The organism is Streptomyces coryli (assembly GCF_011044975.1).
Taxonomy (GTDB): Bacteria; Actinomycetota; Actinomycetes; order Streptomycetales; family Streptomycetaceae; genus Streptomyces; species Streptomyces coryli.
Genome location: NZ_JAAKZV010000134.1, coordinates 1 through 21,648, shown reverse-complemented (window position 1 = coordinate 21,648; position 21,648 = coordinate 1). Strand labels below are relative to the sequence as shown.

The 21,648-nt window shown below is 70.6% G+C and carries 24 protein-coding genes and 1 pseudogene; 13 read left to right on the top strand and 12 right to left on the bottom strand.

Annotated features, from left to right (window positions below):
• Both G5C51_RS25795 and G5C51_RS25790 read left to right on the top strand, forming a co-directional pair.
• Positions 1-271 (top strand): CGNR zinc finger domain-containing protein (locus G5C51_RS25795; RefSeq protein ID WP_206314322.1); only part of this gene is annotated, 271 nt, incomplete at its 5' end.
• A 14-nt stretch (positions 272-285) separates the two neighbouring features.
• Positions 286-1,386, top strand: a complete 1,101-nt coding sequence (locus tag G5C51_RS25790; RefSeq protein ID WP_165240600.1) for a winged helix DNA-binding domain-containing protein — start codon at positions 286-288, stop codon at positions 1,384-1,386.
• A 3-nt stretch (positions 1,387-1,389) separates the two neighbouring features.
• Here the strand turns inward: G5C51_RS25790 and G5C51_RS25785 are convergent, their stop codons facing one another.
• A complete protein-coding gene (locus G5C51_RS25785) occupies positions 1,390-1,965 on the bottom strand; it encodes a hypothetical protein (RefSeq protein WP_165240599.1) in 576 nt (191 codons plus the stop codon).
• Positions 1,966-2,103: 138 nt separating this feature from the next.
• Between G5C51_RS25785 and G5C51_RS25780 the strand changes: the two genes are divergently transcribed.
• Entirely contained in the window at positions 2,104-2,508 is a 405-nt protein-coding gene (locus tag G5C51_RS25780) for a VOC family protein (protein WP_165240598.1), read from the top strand.
• Between the two features lie 23 nt (positions 2,509-2,531).
• Here G5C51_RS25780 and G5C51_RS25775 read toward each other — a convergent pair whose 3' ends face one another.
• Entirely contained in the window at positions 2,532-2,867 is a 336-nt protein-coding gene (locus G5C51_RS25775) for an ArsR/SmtB family transcription factor (protein WP_165240597.1), read from the bottom strand.
• 146 nt (positions 2,868-3,013) lie between these two features.
• Here G5C51_RS25775 and G5C51_RS25770 point away from each other — a divergent pair, with 146 nt between their 5' ends.
• The gene (locus G5C51_RS25770) at positions 3,014-4,495 is read left to right on the top strand and encodes an MFS transporter (RefSeq protein WP_206314321.1); all 1,482 of its coding nucleotides are present in this window, start codon (positions 3,014-3,016) and stop codon (positions 4,493-4,495) included.
• A gap of 134 nt (positions 4,496-4,629) precedes the next feature.
• A complete protein-coding gene (locus G5C51_RS25765; RefSeq protein ID WP_165240596.1) occupies positions 4,630-4,845 on the top strand; it encodes a hypothetical protein in 216 nt (71 codons plus the stop codon).
• Positions 4,846-4,929: 84 nt separating this feature from the next.
• Here G5C51_RS25765 and sodN read toward each other — a convergent pair whose 3' ends face one another.
• On the bottom strand, positions 4,930-5,325 hold the full coding sequence (gene sodN, locus G5C51_RS25760) for a superoxide dismutase, Ni (RefSeq protein WP_165240595.1): 396 nt from the start codon (positions 5,323-5,325) through the stop codon (positions 4,930-4,932).
• A 141-nt stretch (positions 5,326-5,466) separates the two neighbouring features.
• Here sodN and sodX point away from each other — a divergent pair, with 141 nt between their 5' ends.
• Complete coding sequence (sodX, locus tag G5C51_RS25755; protein ID WP_165240594.1) at positions 5,467-5,892, top strand: nickel-type superoxide dismutase maturation protease; 426 nt, start codon at positions 5,467-5,469, stop codon at positions 5,890-5,892.
• Here the strand turns inward: sodX and G5C51_RS25750 are convergent.
• Positions 5,814-6,425 (bottom strand): ABATE domain-containing protein, encoded by a 612-nt coding sequence (locus tag G5C51_RS25750; RefSeq protein WP_165240593.1) that lies wholly within the window; start codon positions 6,423-6,425, stop codon positions 5,814-5,816. The genes sodX and G5C51_RS25750 overlap by 79 nt on opposite strands.
• A 94-nt stretch (positions 6,426-6,519) precedes the next feature.
• Here G5C51_RS25750 and G5C51_RS25745 point away from each other — a divergent pair, with 94 nt between their 5' ends.
• Entirely contained in the window at positions 6,520-7,302 is a 783-nt protein-coding gene (locus tag G5C51_RS25745) for a class I SAM-dependent methyltransferase (protein ID WP_165240592.1), read from the top strand.
• Positions 7,303-7,365: 63 nt separating this feature from the next.
• Here G5C51_RS25745 and G5C51_RS25740 read toward each other — a convergent pair whose 3' ends face one another.
• The gene (locus G5C51_RS25740; RefSeq protein WP_165240591.1) at positions 7,366-8,568 is read right to left on the bottom strand and encodes a malic enzyme-like NAD(P)-binding protein; all 1,203 of its coding nucleotides are present in this window, start codon (positions 8,566-8,568) and stop codon (positions 7,366-7,368) included.
• A 493-nt stretch (positions 8,569-9,061) separates the two neighbouring features.
• Between G5C51_RS25740 and G5C51_RS25735 the strand changes: the two genes are divergently transcribed.
• The 3 genes from G5C51_RS25735 to G5C51_RS25725 are packed head-to-tail and all read left to right on the top strand — an operon-like array spanning position 9,062 to position 11,744.
• Complete coding sequence (locus G5C51_RS25735) at positions 9,062-9,979, top strand: ABC transporter substrate-binding protein (protein WP_165240590.1); 918 nt, start codon at positions 9,062-9,064, stop codon at positions 9,977-9,979.
• Between the two features lie 26 nt (positions 9,980-10,005).
• The gene (locus tag G5C51_RS25730; protein WP_165240589.1) at positions 10,006-10,983 is read left to right on the top strand and encodes an ABC transporter permease subunit; all 978 of its coding nucleotides are present in this window, start codon (positions 10,006-10,008) and stop codon (positions 10,981-10,983) included.
• The gene (locus G5C51_RS25725; protein ID WP_165240588.1) at positions 10,980-11,744 is read left to right on the top strand and encodes an amino acid ABC transporter ATP-binding protein; all 765 of its coding nucleotides are present in this window, start codon (positions 10,980-10,982) and stop codon (positions 11,742-11,744) included. The genes G5C51_RS25730 and G5C51_RS25725 overlap by 4 nt, the downstream gene beginning before the upstream one ends.
• Positions 11,745-11,755: 11 nt before the next feature.
• On the opposite strand, the gene G5C51_RS25720 is transcribed toward G5C51_RS25725, so the two are convergent.
• Entirely contained in the window at positions 11,756-12,244 is a 489-nt protein-coding gene (locus G5C51_RS25720; protein ID WP_165240587.1) for a GtrA family protein, read from the bottom strand.
• A gap of 276 nt (positions 12,245-12,520) precedes the next feature.
• Here G5C51_RS25720 and G5C51_RS25715 point away from each other — a divergent pair, with 276 nt between their 5' ends.
• The 3 genes from G5C51_RS25715 to G5C51_RS25705 all read left to right on the top strand — a co-directional run bounded on the left by G5C51_RS25715 (position 12,521) and on the right by G5C51_RS25705 (position 14,296).
• On the top strand, positions 12,521-13,486 hold the full coding sequence (locus G5C51_RS25715; protein WP_165240586.1) for a zinc-binding dehydrogenase: 966 nt from the start codon (positions 12,521-12,523) through the stop codon (positions 13,484-13,486).
• Between the two features lie 64 nt (positions 13,487-13,550).
• Positions 13,551-13,760 (top strand): helix-turn-helix domain-containing protein, encoded by a 210-nt coding sequence (locus G5C51_RS25710; protein ID WP_165240585.1) that lies wholly within the window; start codon positions 13,551-13,553, stop codon positions 13,758-13,760.
• Positions 13,760-14,296 carry a Clp protease N-terminal domain-containing protein gene (locus G5C51_RS25705; RefSeq protein ID WP_165240584.1) on the top strand — a complete coding sequence of 179 codons (537 nt, stop codon included), beginning with the start codon at positions 13,760-13,762 and terminating at the stop codon, positions 14,294-14,296. Before G5C51_RS25710 ends, G5C51_RS25705 begins: the two co-directional genes overlap by 1 nt.
• 5 nt (positions 14,297-14,301) lie before the next feature.
• On the opposite strand, the pseudogene G5C51_RS25700 reads toward G5C51_RS25705, so the two are convergent.
• The 6 genes and pseudogenes from G5C51_RS25700 to G5C51_RS25675 form a co-directional block, all read right to left on the bottom strand.
• Positions 14,302-15,482 (bottom strand): annotated as a pseudogene (locus G5C51_RS25700) (RNA polymerase sigma factor).
• 5 nt (positions 15,483-15,487) lie between these two features.
• Complete coding sequence (locus tag G5C51_RS25695; protein WP_165240583.1) at positions 15,488-15,913, bottom strand: YciI family protein; 426 nt, start codon at positions 15,911-15,913, stop codon at positions 15,488-15,490.
• Positions 15,914-16,000: 87 nt separating this feature from the next.
• On the bottom strand, positions 16,001-16,996 hold the full coding sequence (locus tag G5C51_RS25690; protein WP_165240582.1) for a PadR family transcriptional regulator: 996 nt from the start codon (positions 16,994-16,996) through the stop codon (positions 16,001-16,003).
• A 2-nt stretch (positions 16,997-16,998) separates the two neighbouring features.
• Positions 16,999-17,871 carry a DUF4097 family beta strand repeat-containing protein gene (locus G5C51_RS25685; protein ID WP_165240581.1) on the bottom strand — a complete coding sequence of 291 codons (873 nt, stop codon included), beginning with the start codon at positions 17,869-17,871 and terminating at the stop codon, positions 16,999-17,001.
• A gap of 100 nt (positions 17,872-17,971) precedes the next feature.
• On the bottom strand, positions 17,972-18,154 hold the full coding sequence (locus G5C51_RS25680; protein ID WP_165240580.1) for a DUF6104 family protein: 183 nt from the start codon (positions 18,152-18,154) through the stop codon (positions 17,972-17,974).
• A 79-nt stretch (positions 18,155-18,233) separates the two neighbouring features.
• Positions 18,234-21,593 carry a multifunctional oxoglutarate decarboxylase/oxoglutarate dehydrogenase thiamine pyrophosphate-binding subunit/dihydrolipoyllysine-residue succinyltransferase subunit gene (locus G5C51_RS25675; protein WP_165240601.1) on the bottom strand — a complete coding sequence of 1,120 codons (3,360 nt, stop codon included), beginning with the start codon at positions 21,591-21,593 and terminating at the stop codon, positions 18,234-18,236.
• Positions 21,594-21,648: the final 55 nt, after the last annotated feature.

Sequence of the window (21,648 nt, the reverse complement as noted above, 5' to 3'; positions counted from 1 at the left end):
TCCCACCCCCCGCCTCGACTGGGACCCGGCCACCGGCCCGCGGCGCGCCGCCGAGCCCGACGCCGCCGACCCCGCGGGCGCCGCGCTGTCCCTGCTCGCCGAGGACGCCGCGGAGCTGCTGACCGGGCCCGACGGCGAGCAGCTCGCGGCCTGCGCGGCGCAGGGCTGTTCGCGCTGGTTCCTGCGCTCGCACGCCGCCCGGCGCTGGTGCACCACCAAGTGCGGCAATCGGGTCCGGGCGGCGCGGGCCTACGCCAATCGCAAAAAGTAGGTACCTTCGCGGGCATGACCGTACTCGGACAGCGGGCCCTCAACCGCGCGCTCCTGCACCGCCAATGGCTCGCCCCGCGCGCATCGGCGGGCGTGAGCGCCGTGGACGTGGCCGAGCATGTGGCCGGGCTGCAGGCACAGGCGGGCGACCCGCCGTACTACCAGCTCTTCACCCGCATCCCCGGCTTCCGGCCGGCGGATCTGTCGGGGCTGCTGACCGAGCGGACGGTGGTCCGGGTCGTCCTGATGCGCGGCACCATCCACCTGGTCAGCGCCCGGGACGCGCTCCGGCTGCGCGCGGTGATGCAGCCGTATCTCGACAAGACGCTTTTTCACAGCCAGTACGGGCGCAAGCTCCCCGGCATCGACCCGGCGGAAGTGGCCGCCGCGGCGCGGAAGGCGCTCGTGGACGGGCCGCTGCACAACGATGACCTGGGCGCCCGGCTCACCGAGTCCTTCCCCGGCCGGGACGGCAACTCCCTCGCGTATCTCGCCCGCAGCCTGCTCCCCCTGGTGCAGGTGCCGCCGCGCGGCCTGTGGGGCGAGAGTGGCGGGCTCGTCTACGCGCACGCCGATCAGTGGCTGGGCGCGGAGTCGGCGACCGACCCGGCGCCGGACGACGTCATCCTGCGCTACCTCGCGGCATACGGACCCGCCACCGTCCAGGACTTCCAGAAGTGGTCGTGCCTGACCGGGACGAAGGCCGCCTTCACCCGGCTGCGGCCGCGGCTGGTGACGTACCGGAACGAGCACGGCAAGGAGCTCTACGACCTCCCGGACGCCCCGCTCCCGGACCCCGATGCCCCGGTCGAGCCGATGCTGCTGGCCCCGTTCGACAACGCGCTGCTCTCGCACGGCGACCGCACCCGGATCATCGACAAGCCCGCCGAGAAGCGGGTCTTCACCCACAACGGCATGGTCCTCGGCACGATCCTGCTCGACGGCTTCGTGGCCGGGCAGTGGCGCGTCACCCGCGCCAAGGGCAGGGCGGAGGCGGAGCTGACGCCGTTCGCCCCGCTCGGCAAGCGCGATCGCGCCGTGCTGGAGCAGCGCGCCGAGGAGCTGCTGGACTTCGCGGCCGACGAGGGCGCGGCGCGCGAGGTGCGCTGGGCCTGACCGTCAGTCCTTCGCCGGCGGCTGGTCCTCGGGCGGCTGGTCCGCCGTGGCCTCCGGCCCCCGGTCCGGCCCCTGCGCCCGCACCCGCTGCACCTCGGCGAGGGAGTCGCGCAGCTCGCCGAGCCAGTCGTCGGTGTTCGCCTGCACCAGCCGTACGCACCAGGCCAGCGCGTCGCTGCGACTCCGCGCGACCCCGCCCGCTATGAGGGTGTCGAGCACCTGCCGCTCCGGCTGCCGCAGCCGGGTCATCACGGGGGCCGCGACATTGGTGAACACCTCGCGGGTACCGCCGCAGTCGACGCCCCAGGACACCTTCTTGCGGTAGCGCTTCTCGGCGGCGCGGGCCACCGCCATGCGCTCCTTGCGGGTGCGGGAGCGGAATTCGGAGATGCGGCCCTCGGCCGCCGCCTCCCGCTCCGCGTCCGAGGCGTCGTCGGCGAGCTCGGGGGCGGGGATGGAGCCGATCACGGTGATCTCTTCGCGGTCGACGGTGACGTCCAGCGGCGATGCGTAGAGCCCGTCGGGGAGACGTCCGGCGAACCAGCCGCGTACGGCGTCGAGTTCTTCGGAAGTAAGCATGTAATCGAGATTACGTCGCCGCGCCAACGACCGGAAGGCGCAGGCGCGATGAGTTTCCGGCGGGGGCCCGGTCTATCCGTACGACAACAAGAGATCAGCAAACGGAAGCATCCGAAAGAATCCGAAGGGACACCCACCATGGCCACCAGCATCTTCGTCAACCTGCCGGTCAAGGACCTGAGCCGCTCCATCGCCTTCTTCGAGGCGCTCGGCTACGAGTTCAACAAGCAGTTCACCGACGACAACGCCGCCTGCCTCGTCATCGACGAGAACATCTTCGCGATGCTGCTGACCGAGCAGTTCTTCAAGGGCTTCACCCAGCAGGAGATCGCCGATACCGCCGCCGTCAACGAGGCCCTGATCGCCCTCTCCGCCGACAGCCGCGAGGCCGTCGACACGCTGGTCGACAAGGCGCTCGCCGCCGGCGGCAAGGCCCACGGCGACGCCACCGACGAGGGGTTCATGTATGGCCGCGGCTTCACCGACCCGGACGGGCATGTCTGGAACATCATGTGGATGGACCAGAGCGCGATCGAGGGCTGAGTGCCCGCCGCGACAGGACCCGGCTAGCGCACGGCGGCCGGGTCCTTCGCGCTCTCGCTCTCGGCCGCCCCGAGCACCGCGTCGAGCAGCCCCGGGAAGCGGGCCTCGACGTCGTCGCGCCGCAGGGAGAGCAGCAGTTCGCGCCCCGACGGGCGCTGGCAGATCAGGCCGGCCTCGCGCAGCACCCGCCAGTGGTGGGTCAGCGTCGACTTGGCGACCTCGGGAAAGAAGCTGGAGCAGCGCCGCTCGCCGCCGTCGGCGGCCAGCTCGCGGACGACCTGCAGCCGCAGCGGATTGCCCAGCGCGGCGAAGAGGTTGTCCAGCTGGATCTGGTCCCGGGTGGGATGGGTGACGGCCATACGGGCACGATAGCCCGTCCGTACGTAAACAGTCGAACGGTCTTGACAGGACTCCGCGGACAGTACGAGGATCCTCGTACTGACAACGGTACGTATATCCACGTACGGTCGTACCCTCGATCGCGGAAAGGTCCCGGTCCCCACCCATGCCTGCCACACCTCCAGCACCACCCGCGCCCCGCCATCTCGGCTGGGTGCTGGCCGTGCTCGCCCTGGCGCAGCTGATCATCGCGCTCGACATCTACATCGTCTTCGTCGCCCTCCCCGAGATCGGCGCAGACCTCGGCTTCTCCGAGCAGTCCCTGCAATGGGTCGTCAGCGCCTACGTGGTCGCCTTCGGCGGCCTGCTGTTGCTCGGCGGCCGGGCCGCGGACATGCTGGGGCGGCGGCGGATGTTCGTCATCGCGCTCGGCCTGTACGCGGTCTCCTCCCTGGCCGGCGGCCTCGCCGGCGACCCGGCGCTGCTGATCGCGATGCGCGCGGTGCAGGGGCTCGGCGGAGCGCTGCTCTTCCCGGCCACCCTCTCGATGATCAACACGCTCTTCGCCGAGGGCCGGTCCCGTAACCGCGCCCTGGCCGTCTGGGGCGGTGCGGGCGCCAGCGGCCTGACCCTCGGCTCGCTGCTCGGCGGCATCCTCACCGACGCGTTCGGCTGGGAGGCGGTCTTCTACGTGAACGTCCCGCTCGCCGCCGCCGTCGCGGCCGGCGCGCTGGCCTTCATCCCGCGCGACGTCCGCGCGGGCGGCGCCCGCGGCTTCGACCTGCTGGGCGCGATCACCGCCACCGGCGGCACCACGCTCCTCGTCTACGCGCTGGTGCAGGGCCCGGAGTCGGGCTGGACCTCGCCGGGGATCCTGGCAGCGGCGGCGCTCGCGGTCGTGCTGCTCGCCGCCTTCGTCACGGTCGAGGCGCGCAGCCGCGACCCGCTGATGCCGCTGCGGCTGTTCCGCAACCGCAGCCTGGTGGCGGGGATGGCCATCACGGCCGTCTTCATGGGCACGTTCGGCGCGCTGCCGTACTTCCAGACGCTGCTCTTCCAGAGCGTGTACGGCTTCAGCCCGCTGACCACCGGGCTCGCCTTCCTGGTGCCGTCGCTCGCGATCGCCGCGGGCACCCAGCTCGGCGAGCGCCTGGCCACCCGCGTCACCACCCGGGCCACACTGCTGACCGGCTTCGGCATCGGGGTCGTCGGCACGGCGCTGCTGGCCGTCGTCATCTCGGCGGACGGCGGCTACGCGGCGGCGGTGCCGGGCCTCATCGTCTCCAGCGTCGGACAGGGCATCGCCTGGACCGGCATGTGGATCGCCGCCGCGTCGGGCGTGGCCCCGCAGGAGCAGGGCATCGCCTCCGGCATGGCCGCCACCACCCAGCAGTCCGGCGCCGCGATCGGCCTCGCGCTGCTCATCGCCGTCGCCAACGCGGGCCTCGGCGACAAGCGCGGCGAGGCCCTGCGGACCGCACTGGCCGACGGCACCCGCACGGCGGTGTACGTGGCCGCGGCGGGCATGCTGCTCGGGCTGCTGGCCACCCTGGCGCTGCCCCGGCACCCGCGCGCGACGGCGGAGCGGGAAGTGGCACGCGGCGTGGCGGACCGCGACGCCGATCTGCTCAACTCCCGGGCTGGATGACCACCTTCCCGCGCATACCCGGGATGATCATAGGGCTCGCGCCCCGCCCTCGATCGGGTGCATCCCGGGGGGCGTGGCGGCATAACCGGCAGACTCTGGGCGTCCGTTCCCCCCACACACTCAAGGAGCAGGTCATGCATGCAGGTATCCGCCGGGCGGTCGTGGTGATCGCTGCCGGTATTGCCGTGACTGCCCTGGCATCCACGCCCGCGAGCGCCGCCGCAGGACCCGCCGACGGCCTCCCCATCGGCGGCGTCGGCAGTCTGCTCGACCCCAGCGTCGTCACCGCGAACCCCCTCAGCCTGGTCACCGGCATCCTCGACGGCAGCACCACCCTGGCCGGCGTCTGACCCGGACGCGGAAGTCGCACGCACAAAGGCGCCCGGCGGAGCAATCCGCCGGGCGCCTTTGTGCGTTGCTGCGCTGTGCGTAGCTCAGCCCTGCTTGGTCTCCCAGAAGATCTTGTCGATCTGGGCGATGTAGTCCAGGGCCTTCTGGCCGGTGGCCGGGTCGTTGGAGCCCTTGGCCGCGGACAGCGCCTTCAGCGTGTCGTTGACCAGCTGGTGCAGCTCCGGGTACTTCTCGAAGTGCGGCGGCTTGAAGTAGTCGCTCCACAGAACCGAGACATGGTGCTTCGCAAGCTCGGCGCGCTGCTCCTTGATGAGAACAGCGCGAGTGCGGAAGTCCGCGTCTTCGTTGGCCTGGTACTTCTCCTGCACGGCCTTCACCGACTCGGCCTCGATGCGGGCCTGCGCCGGGTCGTACACACCGCAGGGCAGGTCGCAGTGGGCGCTGACCTTCACCTTGGGGGCGAAGAGGCGAGAGAACATGGGCGTCCTTCCTCGTGATCGCTTTCTAGATGGGACATTACTCCGTAGTCCGGGGGTTTTGGCGAGTGCCCCCATGGGCTTAGGTCAAAAGTCCAGGGTCAGACTGGACTGTGTGGAGGATTCACGCGGAGGAGGGCCGGGATGCCCGAGCAGCAGGTGCAGTCCGAGCGCGAGCGGGAGCGGCGCGGGCTGCGGCGGATCGGGGTGGCCGAGGTGTCGGGCCCGTCGATGGTGCCCACGCTCAGCCCGGGTGACCGGATGGTGGTGAGTTACGGCGCGGCCGTGCGTCCGGGTGACGTCGTCGTGTTGCGGCATCCGTTCCAGCAGGACCTGATGGTGGTCAAGCGCGCCATCGAGCGCCGCGAGGGCGGCTGGTGGGTGCTCGGCGACAACCGCTTCGTGGAGAACGACAGCCGGGAGTACGGGGCCGTACCCGACGAGCTCATCGTCGCGCGCGGCCTGGTGCGGGTGCGGCCGCTCGCGGCGGGTCAGCGCGGCGTGTGGTCGGTCGCCGGCTGGGCCGCCTCCTGCGTGCGGCCGCTCTCCAGGCGCTTGCGGGCGCGGTAGGCGGCGACGTTGGCGCGGGTCGCGCAGCGGTCCGAGCAGTAGCGGCGGGAGCGGTTCGTCGACGTGTCGATATAGGCGTTACGGCATGGCGCGGCCTGGCAGATGCCGAGCCGGTCGACGCCGTAGTCGGTGAGCGCGGTGGCCAGTCCGAAGCACGCCATGGCGGTGTAGCCGGCGCCGGCGTTGGACGGGTGGTCGGCGATGTGCAGGTGCCACAGCGGCCGGTCGTCCTCGTCGCGGTGGTCGTGCCCGGAGATCTGCGGGCTGACCGGGAACTCCATCAGCAGCGCGTTGAGCATGTCCACCGCCCGCACCTCGTCCCCCTCGCCGGCCGACTCGAAGACGGCGCGCAGCCGGGCCCTGACCGCCCGCAGCCGGGTCACGTCGGCGTCGGTGGCGCGGCGGGCCGCCTGCTGCTGCGGGCCGAACAGCTCCCGCACGACCTCCACGGACGTCAGCGTGTCGGTGCCGCGAGCCGGCTCCTCCGTGTTCACCAGACGCACGGCGAGCTCCGAGTAATAGGCCAGTTCCACTTGTGGTCCTTACGGGACGAGGGTTACTGTCGGCTCTGAGGTCGCGTAATGGGCGACCTTGCTACGAGGGTATTACGTGAGCGAGGGGACGCAAATGACCGGCACCGAGACGATCAGCGCTGGCTGGGAGGCCTGGCAGACCAGCTGGGACCGGCAGCAGGAGTGGTACATGCCGGACCGCGAGGACCGCTTCCGCGTCATGCTCGACATGACCGAGGCGTTCGCGGGCCCGGCCCCGCGGGTGCTCGACCTCGCGTGCGGCACGGGGTCGATCTCGGACCGGGTGCTGCGGCGGTTCCCTGAGGCCCGTACGACGGGAGTCGATCTGGACCCGGCGCTGCTGGCGATCGCGCGCGGGTACTTCGCGGACGAGGCGCGGGCGGAGTTCGTCAGCGCGGATCTGCGGGACGCGGACTGGACGGCGGCGCTGCCGCACCGGGAGTACGACGTGGTGCTCACCGCCACGGCGCTGCACTGGCTGGAGACCGACGCGCTCGCGACGCTGTACGGGCAGCTGGCGGGGGTCGTACGGGAGGGCGGTGTGTTCCTGAACGCCGACCACATGCCGGACGAGTCGACGCCGCGGATCAACGAGCGGGCGCGGGCGCACGCGAAGGCGCGGCAGGCCGCGGAGTCGGCGGCCGGGGTGCAGGACTGGGCGGAGTGGTGGCGCGATGTGGCCGCGGACCCGGTGCTGGGTCCGTACGCGGCCGAGCGATTCCAGATCTTCGGGGATCCGACGCGCGGCGAGTCGGACCACCACGACGCGGTCCCCTCGGCGGACTGGCACGCGCGGACGCTGCGGGCCGGCGGCTTCGCGGAGGCCCGTACGGTCTGGGCCTCGCCCCGGGACGCGATGGTGCTGGCGCTGCGCTGACCCGCGCACAGCAAGGAGGGCGCGACAAACCCGTCGCGCCCTCCTCCGTGTCCGCATGCTCGCTCAGCGACGCGCCACGCCCTCCGCGCGGGCAGCGGCCGCGACCGCGCGGGTCACCGCCGGGGCCACGCGCTCGTCGAAGGGCGACGGGATGACCTTGTCCGCGGAGAGCTCGTCGGCGACGACCTCCGCCAGGGCCTCGGCCGCCGCGAGCTTCATGCCCTCGGTGATACGGGAGGCCCGGACCTGGAGCGCGCCGGCGAAGATGCCGGGGAAGGCCAGGACGTTGTTGATCTGATTCGGGAAGTCGGAACGGCCGGTGGCCACCACCGCGGCGTACTTGTGCGCCACGTCCGGGTGGACCTCCGGGTTCGGGTTGGCCATCGCGAAGACGAAGCAGCCCGGCGCCATCTTGGCCACGGCCTCCTCCGGCACGGTGCCGCCCGAGACGCCGATGAAGACGTCCGCGCCGTCCAGCGCCGACTCCAGCGAGCCGGACAGCTTCGCCTTGTTCGTCAGCTCGGCGATCTCCCGCTTGGCGGCGGTCAGGTCTGTCCGGTCACGGGACACGATGCCCTTGCGGTCCGTCACGGCGACATCGCCGATGCCCGCCTCGACCAGGAACTTCGCGATCGCGGCCCCCGCGGCGCCGGCGCCGGAGATGACCGCCCGGAGCTCGGAGAGCCCGCGGCCTGAGAGCTTCGCGGCGTTACGGAGCGCGGCCAGCGTCACCACGGCGGTGCCGTGCTGGTCGTCGTGGAAGACCGGGATGTCGAGGCGCTCCTGCAGCTTGCGCTCGATCTCGAAGCAGCGGGGGGCGGCGATGTCCTCCAGGTTCACGCCGCCGAAGGACGGCGCGAGCCGGACCACGGTCTCGACGATCTCGTCCACATCCTGCGTGGCCAGCGCCACCGGCACCGCGTCCACGCCGCCGAACTGCTTGAACAGAATGGCCTTGCCCTCCATCACGGGGAGGGACGCCTCCGGGCCGATGTCACCGAGCCCGAGCACCGCGCTGCCGTCGGTGACGACCGCGACGACCTGGGACTTCCAGGTGTAGTCGTGCACCAGCTCCGGCTGCTCGGCGATGGCGCTGCAGACCTTGGCGACGCCGGGCGTGTACGCCAGGGACAGGTCGTCCTTGTCGTTCACCGGCACGGTTGCCTGGATGGCCATCTTCCCGCCGCGGTGCAGCGCGAAGGCCGGGTCGAAGAACTCGTCCTCGGAACCCGTATCGCTGGGCGGATTGACGATCTCGGCTGCCACTTTGATTGACCCCTTTAGTCACGGAAATGTCGAGGGTGGCCGCCTCCTTGTTGGAGACGGGCGGGAACCACGTCCGTCCCGGTGGCGAGGTGGCCCGCCGCCAGGGGGAGGTACGAACGTCTCGAGCGCGCCGCACACGCGCCCGCGGCCCCGGGTGAGGGGTGTAACGGCCCTTTCTACCGGAAGACCGCTACGGAGCGCGAGTCCGATTCGTTACCGGATCCGTTTCCGGAGGCGGGGCCGGGGCCGGGCGTGTGTGGCCTATGCCACTTATTCTCGTATATCCGTGTCGTTGGGGTATTCTGCAGCGGTTCGCATATATATGCGCACGCGATGTCGCCCGGCGAACCACCTGTTATGGGATTTTGATCAGGGCGACAGTCAGAAGAGGCCCTTCCGGATGGCAGGATGCCGTAAATCAAACGGAATCTCGTCCACCCATCCGCGTGTGCGAGATCGTGGCGACCCCCTCATCACCGCAGGAGGAACCAGCATGACCGCAAGCACCACCCGTCGCACCACCCCGGCCAAGCACCGTCTGGCCGCGGTGAGCGCACTCGCGGTCGCGGGCGCCCTTGTCCTGTCCGCCTGCGGCGACCAGACCGAGGGCGGCAGTGGCGACAGCGAGAAGACCAACGGCAGCACCTCCTCCCTGAACAAGGAGCTGCCGAAGAAGGTCCGCGACGCCGGCGTCCTCAAGATCGGTTCGGACGTCGCCTACGCCCCGATGGAGTTCACCAAGGGCGGCAAGACCACCGGCGTCGACATCGACATCGCCAACGCGCTCGGCAAGGAGCTCGGGGTGAAGGTGGAGTTCAAGAACAACACCTTCGACAACCTGATCCCGGCGATGCAGACCGGCCGCTTCGACATGATCATGTCGTCGATGACGGACAACAAGGACCGCCAGGGCAAGGTCGACTTCGTCGACTACTTCACCGCCGGCGTCTCGATCCTGACCAACAAGGGCAACCCGCACAAGCTCGAGACCCTCGACGACCTCTGCGGCAAGAAGGTCGCCCTGCAGCGCGGCACGGTCTCCGCCGACATCGCCAAGGCGCAGAACAAGAAGTGCGACAAGCCCATCGAGGTGCTGCCCTTCACCAAGGACACCGAGGCCCTGCTGCAGGTCCGCCAGGAGCGCGCGGTCGCCGACCTGAACGACTTCCCGGTCGCGGCGTACAACGCGAAGACCTCCGGCGGCGGCAAGGACTTCGAGGTCGTCGGCGAGCAGGTCGAGGCCGCTCCGTACGGCATCGCGGTGCCGAAGGAGCAGAAGGAGCTGCGCGACGCCCTCGTCAAGGCGCTCGACAAGATCATCGAGAACGGCGAGTACGGCAAGGTCCTCAAGAAGTGGAACGTCGAGCAGGGCGCCGTCACGAAGGCCGCCGTCAACGGCGGCAACGAATAAGCACGGCCCCGTAGAAAGACGCTTTCGTGACTGACTACAACCCGAGGGAACCGGCCGACACCCCGCCGGCCGGTTCCGGGTACTCCAAGACCGGCACCGCCACCGCGGTGCCGCCAGAGGCCATCAAGGCCATCCCGGTCCGCCACCCGTGGCGCTGGGTGAGTGGCATCGTGGTGCTGGCGCTGCTGGCGCTGCTCGGCATCGCCTTCGCCAACGCGAAGATCCAGTGGAACGACATCCCCGAGTACCTCTTCAACGACCGGGTCCTCGACGGGGCCAAGAACACGCTGCTGATCACCGTGCTCTCCATGGTGATCGGCGTGGTGCTCGGCGTCGTGCTCGCGGTGATGCGGCTGTCGAAGAACCCGGTGACCTCGGGCTTCGCCAACCTCTACATCTGGGTCTTCCGCGGCACGCCGGTGCTGCTGCAGCTGCTGCTCTGGTACAACCTGGCGCTGATCTTCCCGACGCTGAACCTGATGCCGTTCTACAAGAACGAGATGACCGAGGTCATGACGCCCTTCGTGGCGGCGCTCCTCGGTCTCGCGCTCAACGAGGCCGCCTACATGGCGGAGATCGTGCGCGCGGGCATCCAGTCGGTGGACGAGGGCCAGACCGAGGCCTCGCAGGCGCTCGGCATGAGCAAGGGCAAGACGATGCGGCGCATCGTGCTGCCCCAGGCGATGCGCGTGATCATCCCGCCGACCGGCAACGAGTTCATCAACATGCTGAAGACCTCGTCGCTGGCCTTCGTGATCACGTACCACGAGATGACCTTCGTGGCTCAGGACGTCTCCTCGGAGAAGCTGAATGTGATGGAGATGTACTTCACCATCGCCATTTGGTACCTGGCCATGACGACCTTCTTCAGCATCATCCAGTTCTACATCGAGCGGCATTACGCGAAGGGCTCGCTGCGCGAGCTCCCGCCGACGCCGTGGCAGAAGATCAGGGGCAACCTGTCCTCCGGGCCGCGCCTGATGGGCACGAGGGGTGCGCGATGACCCGAACCATGGTCAAGTCCGAGAGCGTCCACAAGTCTTTCGGCGCCACCCACGTCCTCAAGGGCATCGACCTGGAGGTCAAGGAGGGCGAGGTCTTCTGCATCGTCGGTCCCTCCGGGTCCGGCAAGTCGACCTTCCTGCGGTGCATCAACCACCTCGAGAAGATCAACGCCGGCCGGCTCTACGTCGGTGACCACCTGGTGGGCTACCGGCAGAAGGGCGACAAGCTCTACGAGCTGCGGGACAAGGAGGTCGCGGCGCAGCGCAAGGACATCGGCATGGTGTTCCAGCGCTTCAACCTCTTCCCGCACATGACGGCGATCGAGAACGTCATGGAGGCGCCGACCCAGGTCAAGCGGGAGTCGAAGAAGGTCGTACGGGAGCGGGCGCTGCGGCTCCTCGACCGCGTCGGCCTGGCCGACAAGGCCGGGAACTACCCGTCCCAGCTCTCCGGCGGCCAGCAGCAGCGGGTCGCCATCGCCCGGGCGCTGGCGATGGAGCCGAAGCTGATGCTCTTCGATGAGCCCACCTCGGCGCTCGACCCGGAGCTCGTCGGCGAGGTGCTGGACGTCATGCGCGACCTGGCCCGCGACGGCATGACGATGGTCGTCGTCACGCACGAGATGGGCTTTGCCCGGGAGGTCGGCGACTCGCTGGTCTTCATGGACGACGGCATGGTGGTCGAGTCCGGCAACCCGCGCGACGTGCTCGCGAACCCGCAGCACCAGCGGACCCAGGCCTTCCTGTCGAAGGTGCTGTAGCCGCATTTTCCTTACGCCACAGGGCGGTACGAGTCGCGACGGCTCGTGCCGCCCTGTCGTGCGTGCACGACGACCTGCGGCTGGGCGGCGGGCTTCTTCTCCGTGAAGACGGCCAGCCGGAGGATGACGTAGCGGCCGAGGCCGACCAGCGCGGTCGCGGAGAGGTAGACCGCCTGCTCCAGCGCGATGCCCGCGTCGGGGCGGGTCGCGTGCAGCGCGGCGACCGCACCCGAGGTGACCAGCCAGCCGGCGGCGATGGTGGCCGCGCTCTGCAGGTGCTCGCGGAGGCCCGGGCTGCCGGCCCGGAAGGTGATGCGGGCGTGCAGCTCGGTGGCGACCACGGTGGAGGCCACCGTGGTGATCGCGTTGGCGGCCATGAAGGGGAGCCACTGGGAGAGGGCCACCAGCGCCGCGGAGGCGGTCAGGGTGACGCCGCCGCCGAGGCCGACGAAGCGGGCGAAGGCGGCCGCGTGGCGCCGGATTCCCTTGGTGCTTCGCATGGTGTTTCCCTCCCGGGTCGTTGTCATGACCCAGAGCTTGGAGCCGGCCGCTTTCACCGGGGCCGCAGTGGGGTTTCAGTCGGCGGCGGAGGCGTGAAACGCGGTGAAACCGTGGGCTGGGCGGCCGTCCTTCGGGGCGGCTGAGCAGAACTATACGGGTGTATTAAACGAGCGTCTAGTACGCGCGTATATCCGTGCCTGAATACCCTCGTGACTTGCGTCCCTTCCGGGGCGTGCGTGCTGGTGGGGCGGCCTACCGGGGCGTAGCGTCGGGGCATGTTTGCTGCTTACGCCGCTCGAATCGACCGTGATCAGCCGCTCGCCGGGCTCGAGTTGGGGGAGCGCCCCGAGCCCGAGGCGCCGCCCGGCTGGACGGTGATCGACGTACGTGCCGCCTCCCTCAATCACCACGACCTCTGGTCGCTGCGCGGGGTCGGACTCCCCGACGAGCGGCTGCCGATGATCCTCGGCTGCGATGCCGCGGGGGTGGACGCCGACGGGAACGAGGTCGTGCTGCACTCCGTCATCGGCGAGTCCGGCCATGGCGTCGGCCCTGACGAGCCGCGCTCGATCCTCACCGAGCGGTATCAGGGCACCTTCGCCGAGCGGGTGGCCGTACCGCAGTGGAATGTGCTGCCCAAGCCCAAGGAGCTCTCCTTCGCGGAGGCGGCCTGCCTGCCGACGGCGTGGCTGACCGCGTACCGGATGCTCTTCACCAACGCGGGCGTACGGCCCGGGGATTCGGTACTGGTGCAGGGCGCGGGCGGGGGTGTGGCGACCGCGGCGATCGTGCTGGGGGCCGCGGCCGGGCTGCGGGTGTTCGCGACCAGCCGGGACGAGGTCAAGCGGAAGCGGGCCGAACAGCTGGGCGCCGAGGCCGCCTTCGAGAGCGGGGCGCGGCTGCCGCACCGGGTGGACGCCGTGATCGAGACGGTCGGCGCGGCCACCTGGTCGCACTCCATCAAGTCGCTGAAGCCCGGCGGGACGATGGTGATCTCCGGCGCGACGAGCGGCTTCACGCCGCCGAGCGGTGAGCTGCAGCGGATCTTCTTCCTCGAGCTGAAGATCGTCGGGTCGACGATGGGGAGCAAGGACGAGCTGGCCGGGCTGCTCAGCTTCTGCGCGGCGAAGGGCGTGCGGCCCGTACTCGACAGCGAACTGCCGCTGGAGCGGGCGCGGGAGGGCTTCGAGCGGATGGAGCGGGGGGAGCTCTTCGGGAAGGTGGTGCTGACGGTCGGCTGACCGTCCCCGCGGCACTGTCAACTGCGGTTGACATCGGCATGCGTGTCAACGTACATTGACACGTATGACCGAAGCAACCGATCTTGCCGAGCGCGCCGGCGACCGCGACCCCCGTGTGGGGCTGCGGGCCGTCGCCGCGCTGCGGCGGCTTCTGGAGCGGCTGGAGGCCGTGCAGGTGCGCTCCGCGCGGGCGCAGGGCTGGTCGTGGCAGGAGATCGCCGCGGAGCTGGGCGTGAGCCGGCAGGCCGTGCACAAGAAGCATGGGAGGCAGTGATGTTCGAGCGTTTTACGCGGGCCGCGAAGGATGTGGTGCGGGGCGCCGCGGAGGCCGCGGAGCGGCGGGGTGATGCGTGGGTGACGGAGGAGCACCTGGTGCTGGTGCTTCTCGCGGGACAGGGCACGCGGGCGGCGGACGCGCTCGCCGCGCTCGGAGTCGATCGCGCGGCCGTGGAGCGCGAGTTGGACGCGGCGCGGCAGCGGGGCGGGCTGTCGAAGTCCGACGCGGAGGCGCTGGCCGGGATCGGCATCGATGTGGCGGAGATCGTCGGGCGCGTGGAGGAGGCGCACGGCGCGGGGGTGCTCGGGGCGCAGCCGCGGGGGCGCCGGTGGCGCGACGGGCGGTTCGACCAGGGGGCGAAGAAGGTGCTGGAGCGGTCGCTGAAGGTCGCGCTCGGGCGCGGGGACAAGCAGATCGGCGACGAGCATCTGCTGCTGGCGCTGCTCTCGGCTCCCGGGCCGGCGGCGGAGGTCCTGGCGGACCAGGGCGCCGGTTACGGGGACGTGGAGCGGGTGCTCCGCAAGGCGGCGTAGGCCCTTCAGCGGGTACGGGCGTTGAGCCGGGCGGCCTGGCGCGTCAGGTGGTCGCGCTCGGCGAGGTTGGGCGCCTGGTGGGCCGCCTCCGCGTACAGCCGCGCCGCCTTTGTCAGGTCGCCGTCGCGCTCGTGGAGGTACGCCGCCACCGCCGTGTGGCGGGGGAGCGCGGCATCGACCTTCGCCAGCGCCGCCAGCCCCGCGCGCGGCCCGTCGGCCTCGCCCACGGCGACCGCGCGGTTGAGCCGTACGACCGGGCTGTCGGTCAGCCGTGTGAGCTCGTCGTACCACTCGACGATCTGCACCCAGTCGGTCTCCCCTGCGGTCTGCGCGTCCGCGTGCAGCGCCGCGATGGCGGCCTGGGCCTGGAACTCGCCCAGCCGGTCGCGGGCGAGGGCGGCCTGGAGGATCGCGATGCCCTCCGAGATCAATGTGGTGTCCCACCGGCCGCGGTCCTGCTCGGCGAGCGGCACCAGGCTGCCGTCCGGCGCGGTTCTGGCGGCCCGCCGGGCGTGGTGGATCAGCATGAGGGCGAGGAGGCCGGAGACCTCCGGGTGGTCGATCGCACGCGCCAGCTGGCGGGTGAGGCGGATGGCCTCGGCGGCCAGGTCGACATCGCCCGAGTAGCCCTCGTTGAAGACCAGGTAGAGGACCCGCAGCACCGTCGCGACATCGCCGGGCTGGTCGAAGCGGACCTTCGCCACGGTGCGCTTGGCGCGGCTGATGCGCTGCGCCATGGTCGCCTCGGGCACCAGGTAGGCCTGGGCGATCTGGCGGGTGGTCAGCCCGCCGACCGCGCGCAGCGTCAGCGCGACGGCGGAGGACGGCGTCAGCGACGGGTGGGCGCAGAGGAAGTAGAGCTGGAGGGTGTCGTCCGCGGCGGGCGCGGGGCCCGGCGCCGGCTCCTCCTCCACGCGGTCCTCGCGCCGGCGGCGGGCGGTGTCGGCGCGGGTGGCGTCGAGGAACTTGCGCCAGGCCACCGTGACCAGCCAGCCCTTCGCGTCCCGAATGGGGTATCCCCTGCTCGAGCGAAGCCGAGAGCTTGGGGAAGGGTCGTCCGGCCAGACCCGGACCGCCTCGACGAGCGCGTCCTGTACGGCGTCCTCGGCCGCCGCGAGTCGGCTCCGCGGCGGACGAGGACGACGAGGACGCTCGGCGTGAGGCTCCGCAGCAGGGCCTCGTCCAGCCGCGTCACTTGAACAGGCACTCCGAGTCCGAGATGGTGGGCGACGCACCGTAGAACGGGCGCAGTTCCAGCCACTCGTGGATCGGCTTGCCGCCCGCGCCGGGGGCGGCCGACAGCTCGCCGGCCAGCTCGACGGCGCGCTCGTAGCTGTCGACGTCGATCACCATCCAGCCCGCGATGACGTCCTTGGTCTCGGCGAACGGGCCGTCCGTGACCGGCGGGCGGCCCTCACCGTCGTACCGGACGAACGTCCCCTCGGGGGACAGCGCCTGGCTGTCGACGAACTCGCCGGTCTTCTCCAGCCGGGCCGCGAAGTCGTTCATGTACTGCAGGTGGGCCGAGATCTCCTCGGGCGTCCACTGGTCCATCGGCACGTCGTTCACCGCGGCCGGGGCGCCGCGGTAGTGCTTCAGAAGCAGGTACTTGGCCATGGTGTTCTCCTCGCTGCGTGCGACCCATTCTGGTCACGTTCACAGCGGGGACGGAGCCGGTCGGCCGATCTCGACATCCCCCGCGGACTATTTCTGCGGGGACTTCAGCAGCGCCGCGATGTGCGCCGCCGCCGTCGACAGATGGCGGCGGGCCTCGCGGAGCTGGTCCGGGGTGACGCCGTGGTCGCGGGCGGCGTCGCGGACGTCGTCGCGGAAGCGGTCCAGGAGGCGTTCCAGCTCGCGGGCGAGCTCGGCCGGGGTGGCGTCCGCCGCCGGGGCGTCAGCCTCCGCCCAGTCGGGCAGGTCCGCCGTCGGCGGGTCCGGCTTGATGTAGCCCGGCCAGGGGGTGCCCGCCGCGGAGCCGAGGCGGCCCAGTTCGCGGGTGAGTTCCGACAGTCCGTCGCGGAGGCCGCCGGGCCAGTCGCCGGCCCGGGCGCCCGCCTGGACCTGGTCCTGGACCTGCTTGGCGATACGGGTCGCCTGGTCGCGCAGCGCCTCGTGGGCGGCCTTCGCCTCCTCGCGGGCGGCCTTGGCGTCCTGCTGGGCGCGGCGGGTCTCGTCCTTGGCGCGGCGGGCCTGTTCCTTCCACTCGTCCTTGGCGCGCTTCATCTCCTCCTTGGCCTGGCGCCAGGCCTCCTTCTCGCCGCCCGGCCCGGCGCCGGTCCAGGACCAGCCGCCGGAGGTGCCGCCCTTGCTGCGGGCCTCCCGGGCGGCGGCCTTCACATCGCGGCGGAGGTCGCTCGCCGTACCGCTGACGTCCGCCTGGATCTCGGCCGCCAGCTCGGCCACCGAGTCGCGGATCTCCAGCTCGAGCTCCTCCAGCTCGCCCGCGCGGGCGGCCAGTTCGGCGCGGCCCGCGTCGGTGATGGAGTAGACCTTGCGGCCGCCCTCCGTGGTGTGCGTGACGAGGCCCTCGGCCTCGAGCTTGGACAGCCGCGGGTAGACGGTGCCGGCGGAGGGGGCGTAGAGGCCCTGGAAGCGCTCCTCGAGCAGCCGGATGACCTCGTAGCCGTGGCGCGGCGCCTCGTCGAGGAGCTTGAGGAGGTACAGCCGCAGGCGGCCGTGGGCGAAGACGGGAGGCATGTCTACAGCACCTTCTTGTCGGAGGGCTCGGCGTCGGCGGGGTGGTCCCCAGGGGGGCCGTCGTCGACGGGCGGGCGGCGGAGCAGGGCGACGGCGCCGGAGACCGTGTTGACCCCGAGCTTGCCCTTGCCGTCGCCGAGCCGGCCGCTGATGTTCTTGGCGCCCCACGCGCCGTTGACCTGCAGCTCGTCGAAGGCGTTGGAGACCGCGCCGCTGGCGGTGCCGGCGTCGACCGTAAGGGAGGCGGACTCCGGCAGCCGCAGGGCGACATCGCCGGAGACCGTGCTGATGCGGATGCCCGCGTCGCGGACGCCCTGGGCGAGGTCGAGGACCATGTCGCCGCTGACGCTGTCCGCCTTCGCCGCGGACAGCGCGCCGTCGACGACCGTCAGCGCGCCGGATACGGAGCTGAAGCGCAGGTCGCCCGTGATGCCCTGGGCGTCGAGGTTGCCGGAGACCGTCTCGGCGCGGATGTCGCCGGCGATGCCGGTGATCGTCGCGTCACCGGAGACGCCGCGGACGTCCGTACGGCCGGTGATGCCGGAGACGACGGCGCTCGCCGTCACCACGCCGACCTCGACCCGGGTGCCCTCCGGGACGGCCAGGGAGACGACGGCCCGGCGGCGCCAGCCCTTGCGCTCCAGGCGCTGCAGGAAGCCCTTCCAGCCCATGTCCTCGTACGTGACCGTGAGCTGGCCGTCCTCGTGGGTGACCTCCAGCGGCGGGCCGTCGATCTCGGTGATCTCGAGCCGGGCGCCGGGCCCTTCGGAGCCCACGATGTTCACGGCGCCGCCGACGAGACGGACCTTCAGCGTGTCGACGGGGCCGTCGAAGTCGAGCGCCTGGGGTGATGAAACCTGGTGTTCCCGTGCCATGCCCGGGGCCTCCCTGGACTGAATAAGCCAACGCAACATATCGCGTCTATAAGAGACACGATATATCGCGGATTCGGGATGTCAAGCGGCCGGGCTCGGGTCAGTCGTCCTCGTCCTCGTCGTCGAGCCTGGCCAGCCAGGTCGCGAGGCGCTCCACGGGGACCTCGAAGTCGGGGTTGAGATCGGTGAAGGTGCGCAGCAGCTCCGCGAGTTCGGCGAAGGAGATCTCCTCCTCGCCGCGCCGCTTCTCCAGCTCCTCGATGCCGCGGTCGGTGAAGTACATGTGACCAGGGTATTCCGCCGCGAGCACGCCGAAGCCCGGCACCCGTGAACGGGTGCCGGGCTTCGTAACAGCGATTGCCCTAGAGGTCGAAGACCTCCGCGACCAGCGCGGCCTGCTCAGCCTGGTGGCGCTTCGCCGAGCCGACCGCGGGGGCCGAGCCCGACGGGCGGGACACCCGGCGCAGCCGGTCGGCGTTGGGGACCGGCTCGGAGCCGATGATCAGGTCCAGGTGGTCCAGCAGGTTCAGGGCGATGAACGGCCATGCGCCCTGGTTGGCCGGCTCCTCCTGGGCCCAGACGAACTTCTCGGCGCCCGAGAACTTCGCCAGCTCCGCCTGGATCTCCGCGGCCGGCAGCGGGTACAGCCGCTCCAGCCGGATGATCGCCGTGTCCGTCAGACCGCGCTTCTGCCGCTCGGCGTCGAGGTCGTAGTAGACCTTGCCGGAGCAGAAGACGATCTTACGGACCGCCGCCGGGTCGACGGAGTTGTCGCCGATCACCGGGCGGAAGCCGCCGTTGGTGAACTCCTCCGGCTTCGACGCCGCCGCCTTCAGCCGGAGCATCGACTTCGGGGTGAAGACGACCAGCGGCTTGTGGTGCGGGTTGTGGACCTGCCAGCGCAGCAGGTGGAAGTAGTTCGACGGGAGCGAGGGCATCGCGACCGTCATGTTGTTCTGGGCGCAGAGCTGCAGGAAGCGCTCGATCCGGGCCGAGGAGTGGTCCGGGCCCTGGCCCTCGTAGCCGTGCGGCAGGAGGAGCGTGACGCCGGACGTCTGGCCCCACTTCTGCTCGGCGGACGAGATGAACTCGTCGACGACGGTCTGCGCGCCGTTGACGAAGTCGCCGAACTGGGCCTCCCACATGACCAGCGACTCCGGCCGGGCAAGCGAGTAGCCGTACTCGAAGCCCATCGCCGCGTACTCGCTGAGCAGCGAGTCGTAGACGTTGTAGCGGGCCTGGCCCTCGGAGAGGTAGTTCAGCGGGGTGTAGTCGTCGCCGGTCTGCTGGTCGACGAGGACCGCGTGCCGCTGGCCGAAGGTGCCGCGGCGGGAGTCCTGGCCGGCGAGCCGTACCGGGGTGCCCTCCATCAGCAGCGAGCCGATGGCGAGGGTCTCGCCCATGCCCCAGTCGATGGTGCCGTCCTCGACCATGGCCGCCCGGCGCTCCAGCTGCGGGCGCAGCCGGGGGTGGACGGTGACGTGGTCGGGGATGTTCACCTGCGACTCGGCGATGCGCTTGACGACCTCCTGGGAGACCGAGGAGTCGACCTTGACCGGGAATTCCTTCTCGGCGGCCGGGACCTCGACCGGGGCCGGGGAGGCGGTGGCCTCGCGGACCTCGGTGAAGACCTTCTCCAGCTGGCCCTGGAAGTCCTGCAGCGCCTGCTCGGCCTCTTCCATGGTGATGTCGCCGCGGCCGATCAGGGACTCGGTGTAGAGCTTGCGCACCGAGCGCTTCTTGTCGATCAGCGAGTACATCTTGGGGTTGGTGAACTGCGGCGCGTCCGACTCGTTGTGCCCGCGGCGGCGGTAGCAGATGAGGTCGATGACCACATCCTTGTTGAACGCCTGGCGGAACTCGAAGGCGAGCCGGGCCACGCGGACCACGGCCTCCGGGTCGTCGCCGTTCACGTGGAAGATCGGGGCCTCGATCATGCGGGCCACGTCGGTGGCGTACATGGACGAGCGTGCCGACTCCGGGGGAGCGGTGAAGCCGACCTGGTTGTTGATGACCACGTGCACGGTGCCGCCGGTGCGGTAGCCGCGCAGCTGGGACATGTTGAGCGTCTCGGCCACCACGCCCTGGCCCGCGAAGGCCGCGTCGCCGTGGATCGCGACCGGCAGGACGGTGAAGTCCGTACCGCCCTTGCCGATGATGTCCTGCTTGGCGCGGACGACGCCCTCGACGACCGGGTCGACCGCCTCGAGGTGCGAGGGGTTGGCGGTGAGCGAGACCTTGATCTGCTCGCCGTCCAGCCCGGTGAAGGTGCCCTCGGCGCCCAGGTGGTACTTCACGTCGCCGGAGCCGTGCATCGACTTCGGGTCGAGGTTGCCCTCGAACTCGCGGAAGATCTGCGCGTAGGACTTGCCGACGATGTTGGCGAGGACGTTCAGCCGGCCGCGGTGGGCCATGCCGATGACGACCTCGTCGAGGCGGGACTCAGCTGCGGCGTCCAGGACGGCGTCCAGCAGCGGGATCGTCGACTCGCCGCCTTCGAGGCTGAAGCGCTTCTGGCCGACGTACTTCGTCTGCAGGAAGGTCTCGAAGGCCTCTGCCGCGTTGAGCCGGCGGAGGATGCGCAGCTGCTCCTCGCGCTCCGGCTTGGCGTGCGAGCGCTCGACCCGGTCCTGGATCCACTTGCGCTGCTTCGGGTCCTGGATGTGCATGTACTCGATGCCGGTGGTGCGGCAGTACGAGTCGCGCAGGACGCCGAGGATGTCGCGCAGCTTCATCATCGACTTGCCGGAGAAGCCGCCGACGGCGAACTCGCGCTCCAGGTCCCACAGCGTGAGCCCGTGCTCGGTGATGTCGAGGTCGGCGTGCTTGCGCTGCTTGTACTCCAGCGGGTCGGTGTCGGCCATGACATGGCCGCGGACCCGGTAGGAGTGGATCAGGTCGAAGACCCGGGCGGCCTTGGAGACGTCGTCGTCGTGGCTCGCGTCGATGTCCTTGAGCCAGCGCACCGGCTCGTACGGGATGCGCAGGGCCTGGAAGATCTCGTCGAAGAAGCCGTTCTCGCCCAGCAGCAGCTGGTGCAGGATGCGCAGGAACTCGCCGGAGGCGGCGCCCTGGATCACCCGGTGGTCGTACGTCGAGGTCAGGGTCATGACCTTGGAGATGCCGAGCTTGTTCAGGGTGTCCTGGGAGGTGCCCTGGAACTCCGCCGGGTACTCCATCGCGCCGACGCCGAGGATGACCGACTGGCCGGGCATCAGGCGGGGCACGGAGTGCACGGTGCCGATGCCGCCGGGGTTGGTGAGCGAGCAGGTCACCCCGGCGAAGTCGTCCATCGTGAGCTTGTTGTTACGGGCCCGGCGGACGATGTCCTCGTAGGCCTGCCAGAACTCGAAGAAGTTCAGCGTCTCGGCCTTCTTGATCGCCGCGACGACGAGCTGGCGGTCGCCGTTGGGCTTGACCAGGTCGATGGCGAGGCCGAGGTTGACGTGCTCGGGCTTGACGAGGGTGGGCTTGCCGTCCTTCTCCGCGTAGGAGTGGTTCATCGACGGCATCAGCTTCATCGCCTGCACCATCGCGTACCCGATGAGGTGCGTGAAGGAGACCTTCCCGCCGCGGGCGCGCTTGAGGTGGTTGTTGATGACGATGCGGTTGTCGAAGAGCAGCTTCACCGGGACCGCGCGGACGGATGTGGCCGTCGGGAGGTCGCGGGAGGCGTTCATGTTCTTCGCGACGGCGGCGGCCGGGCCCTTGAGGGTGACCAGCTCGGGGCCGGTGGGGGCCTCGTCCTTGGTCTCGCCCTTGGGGGCGGCCTGGGCC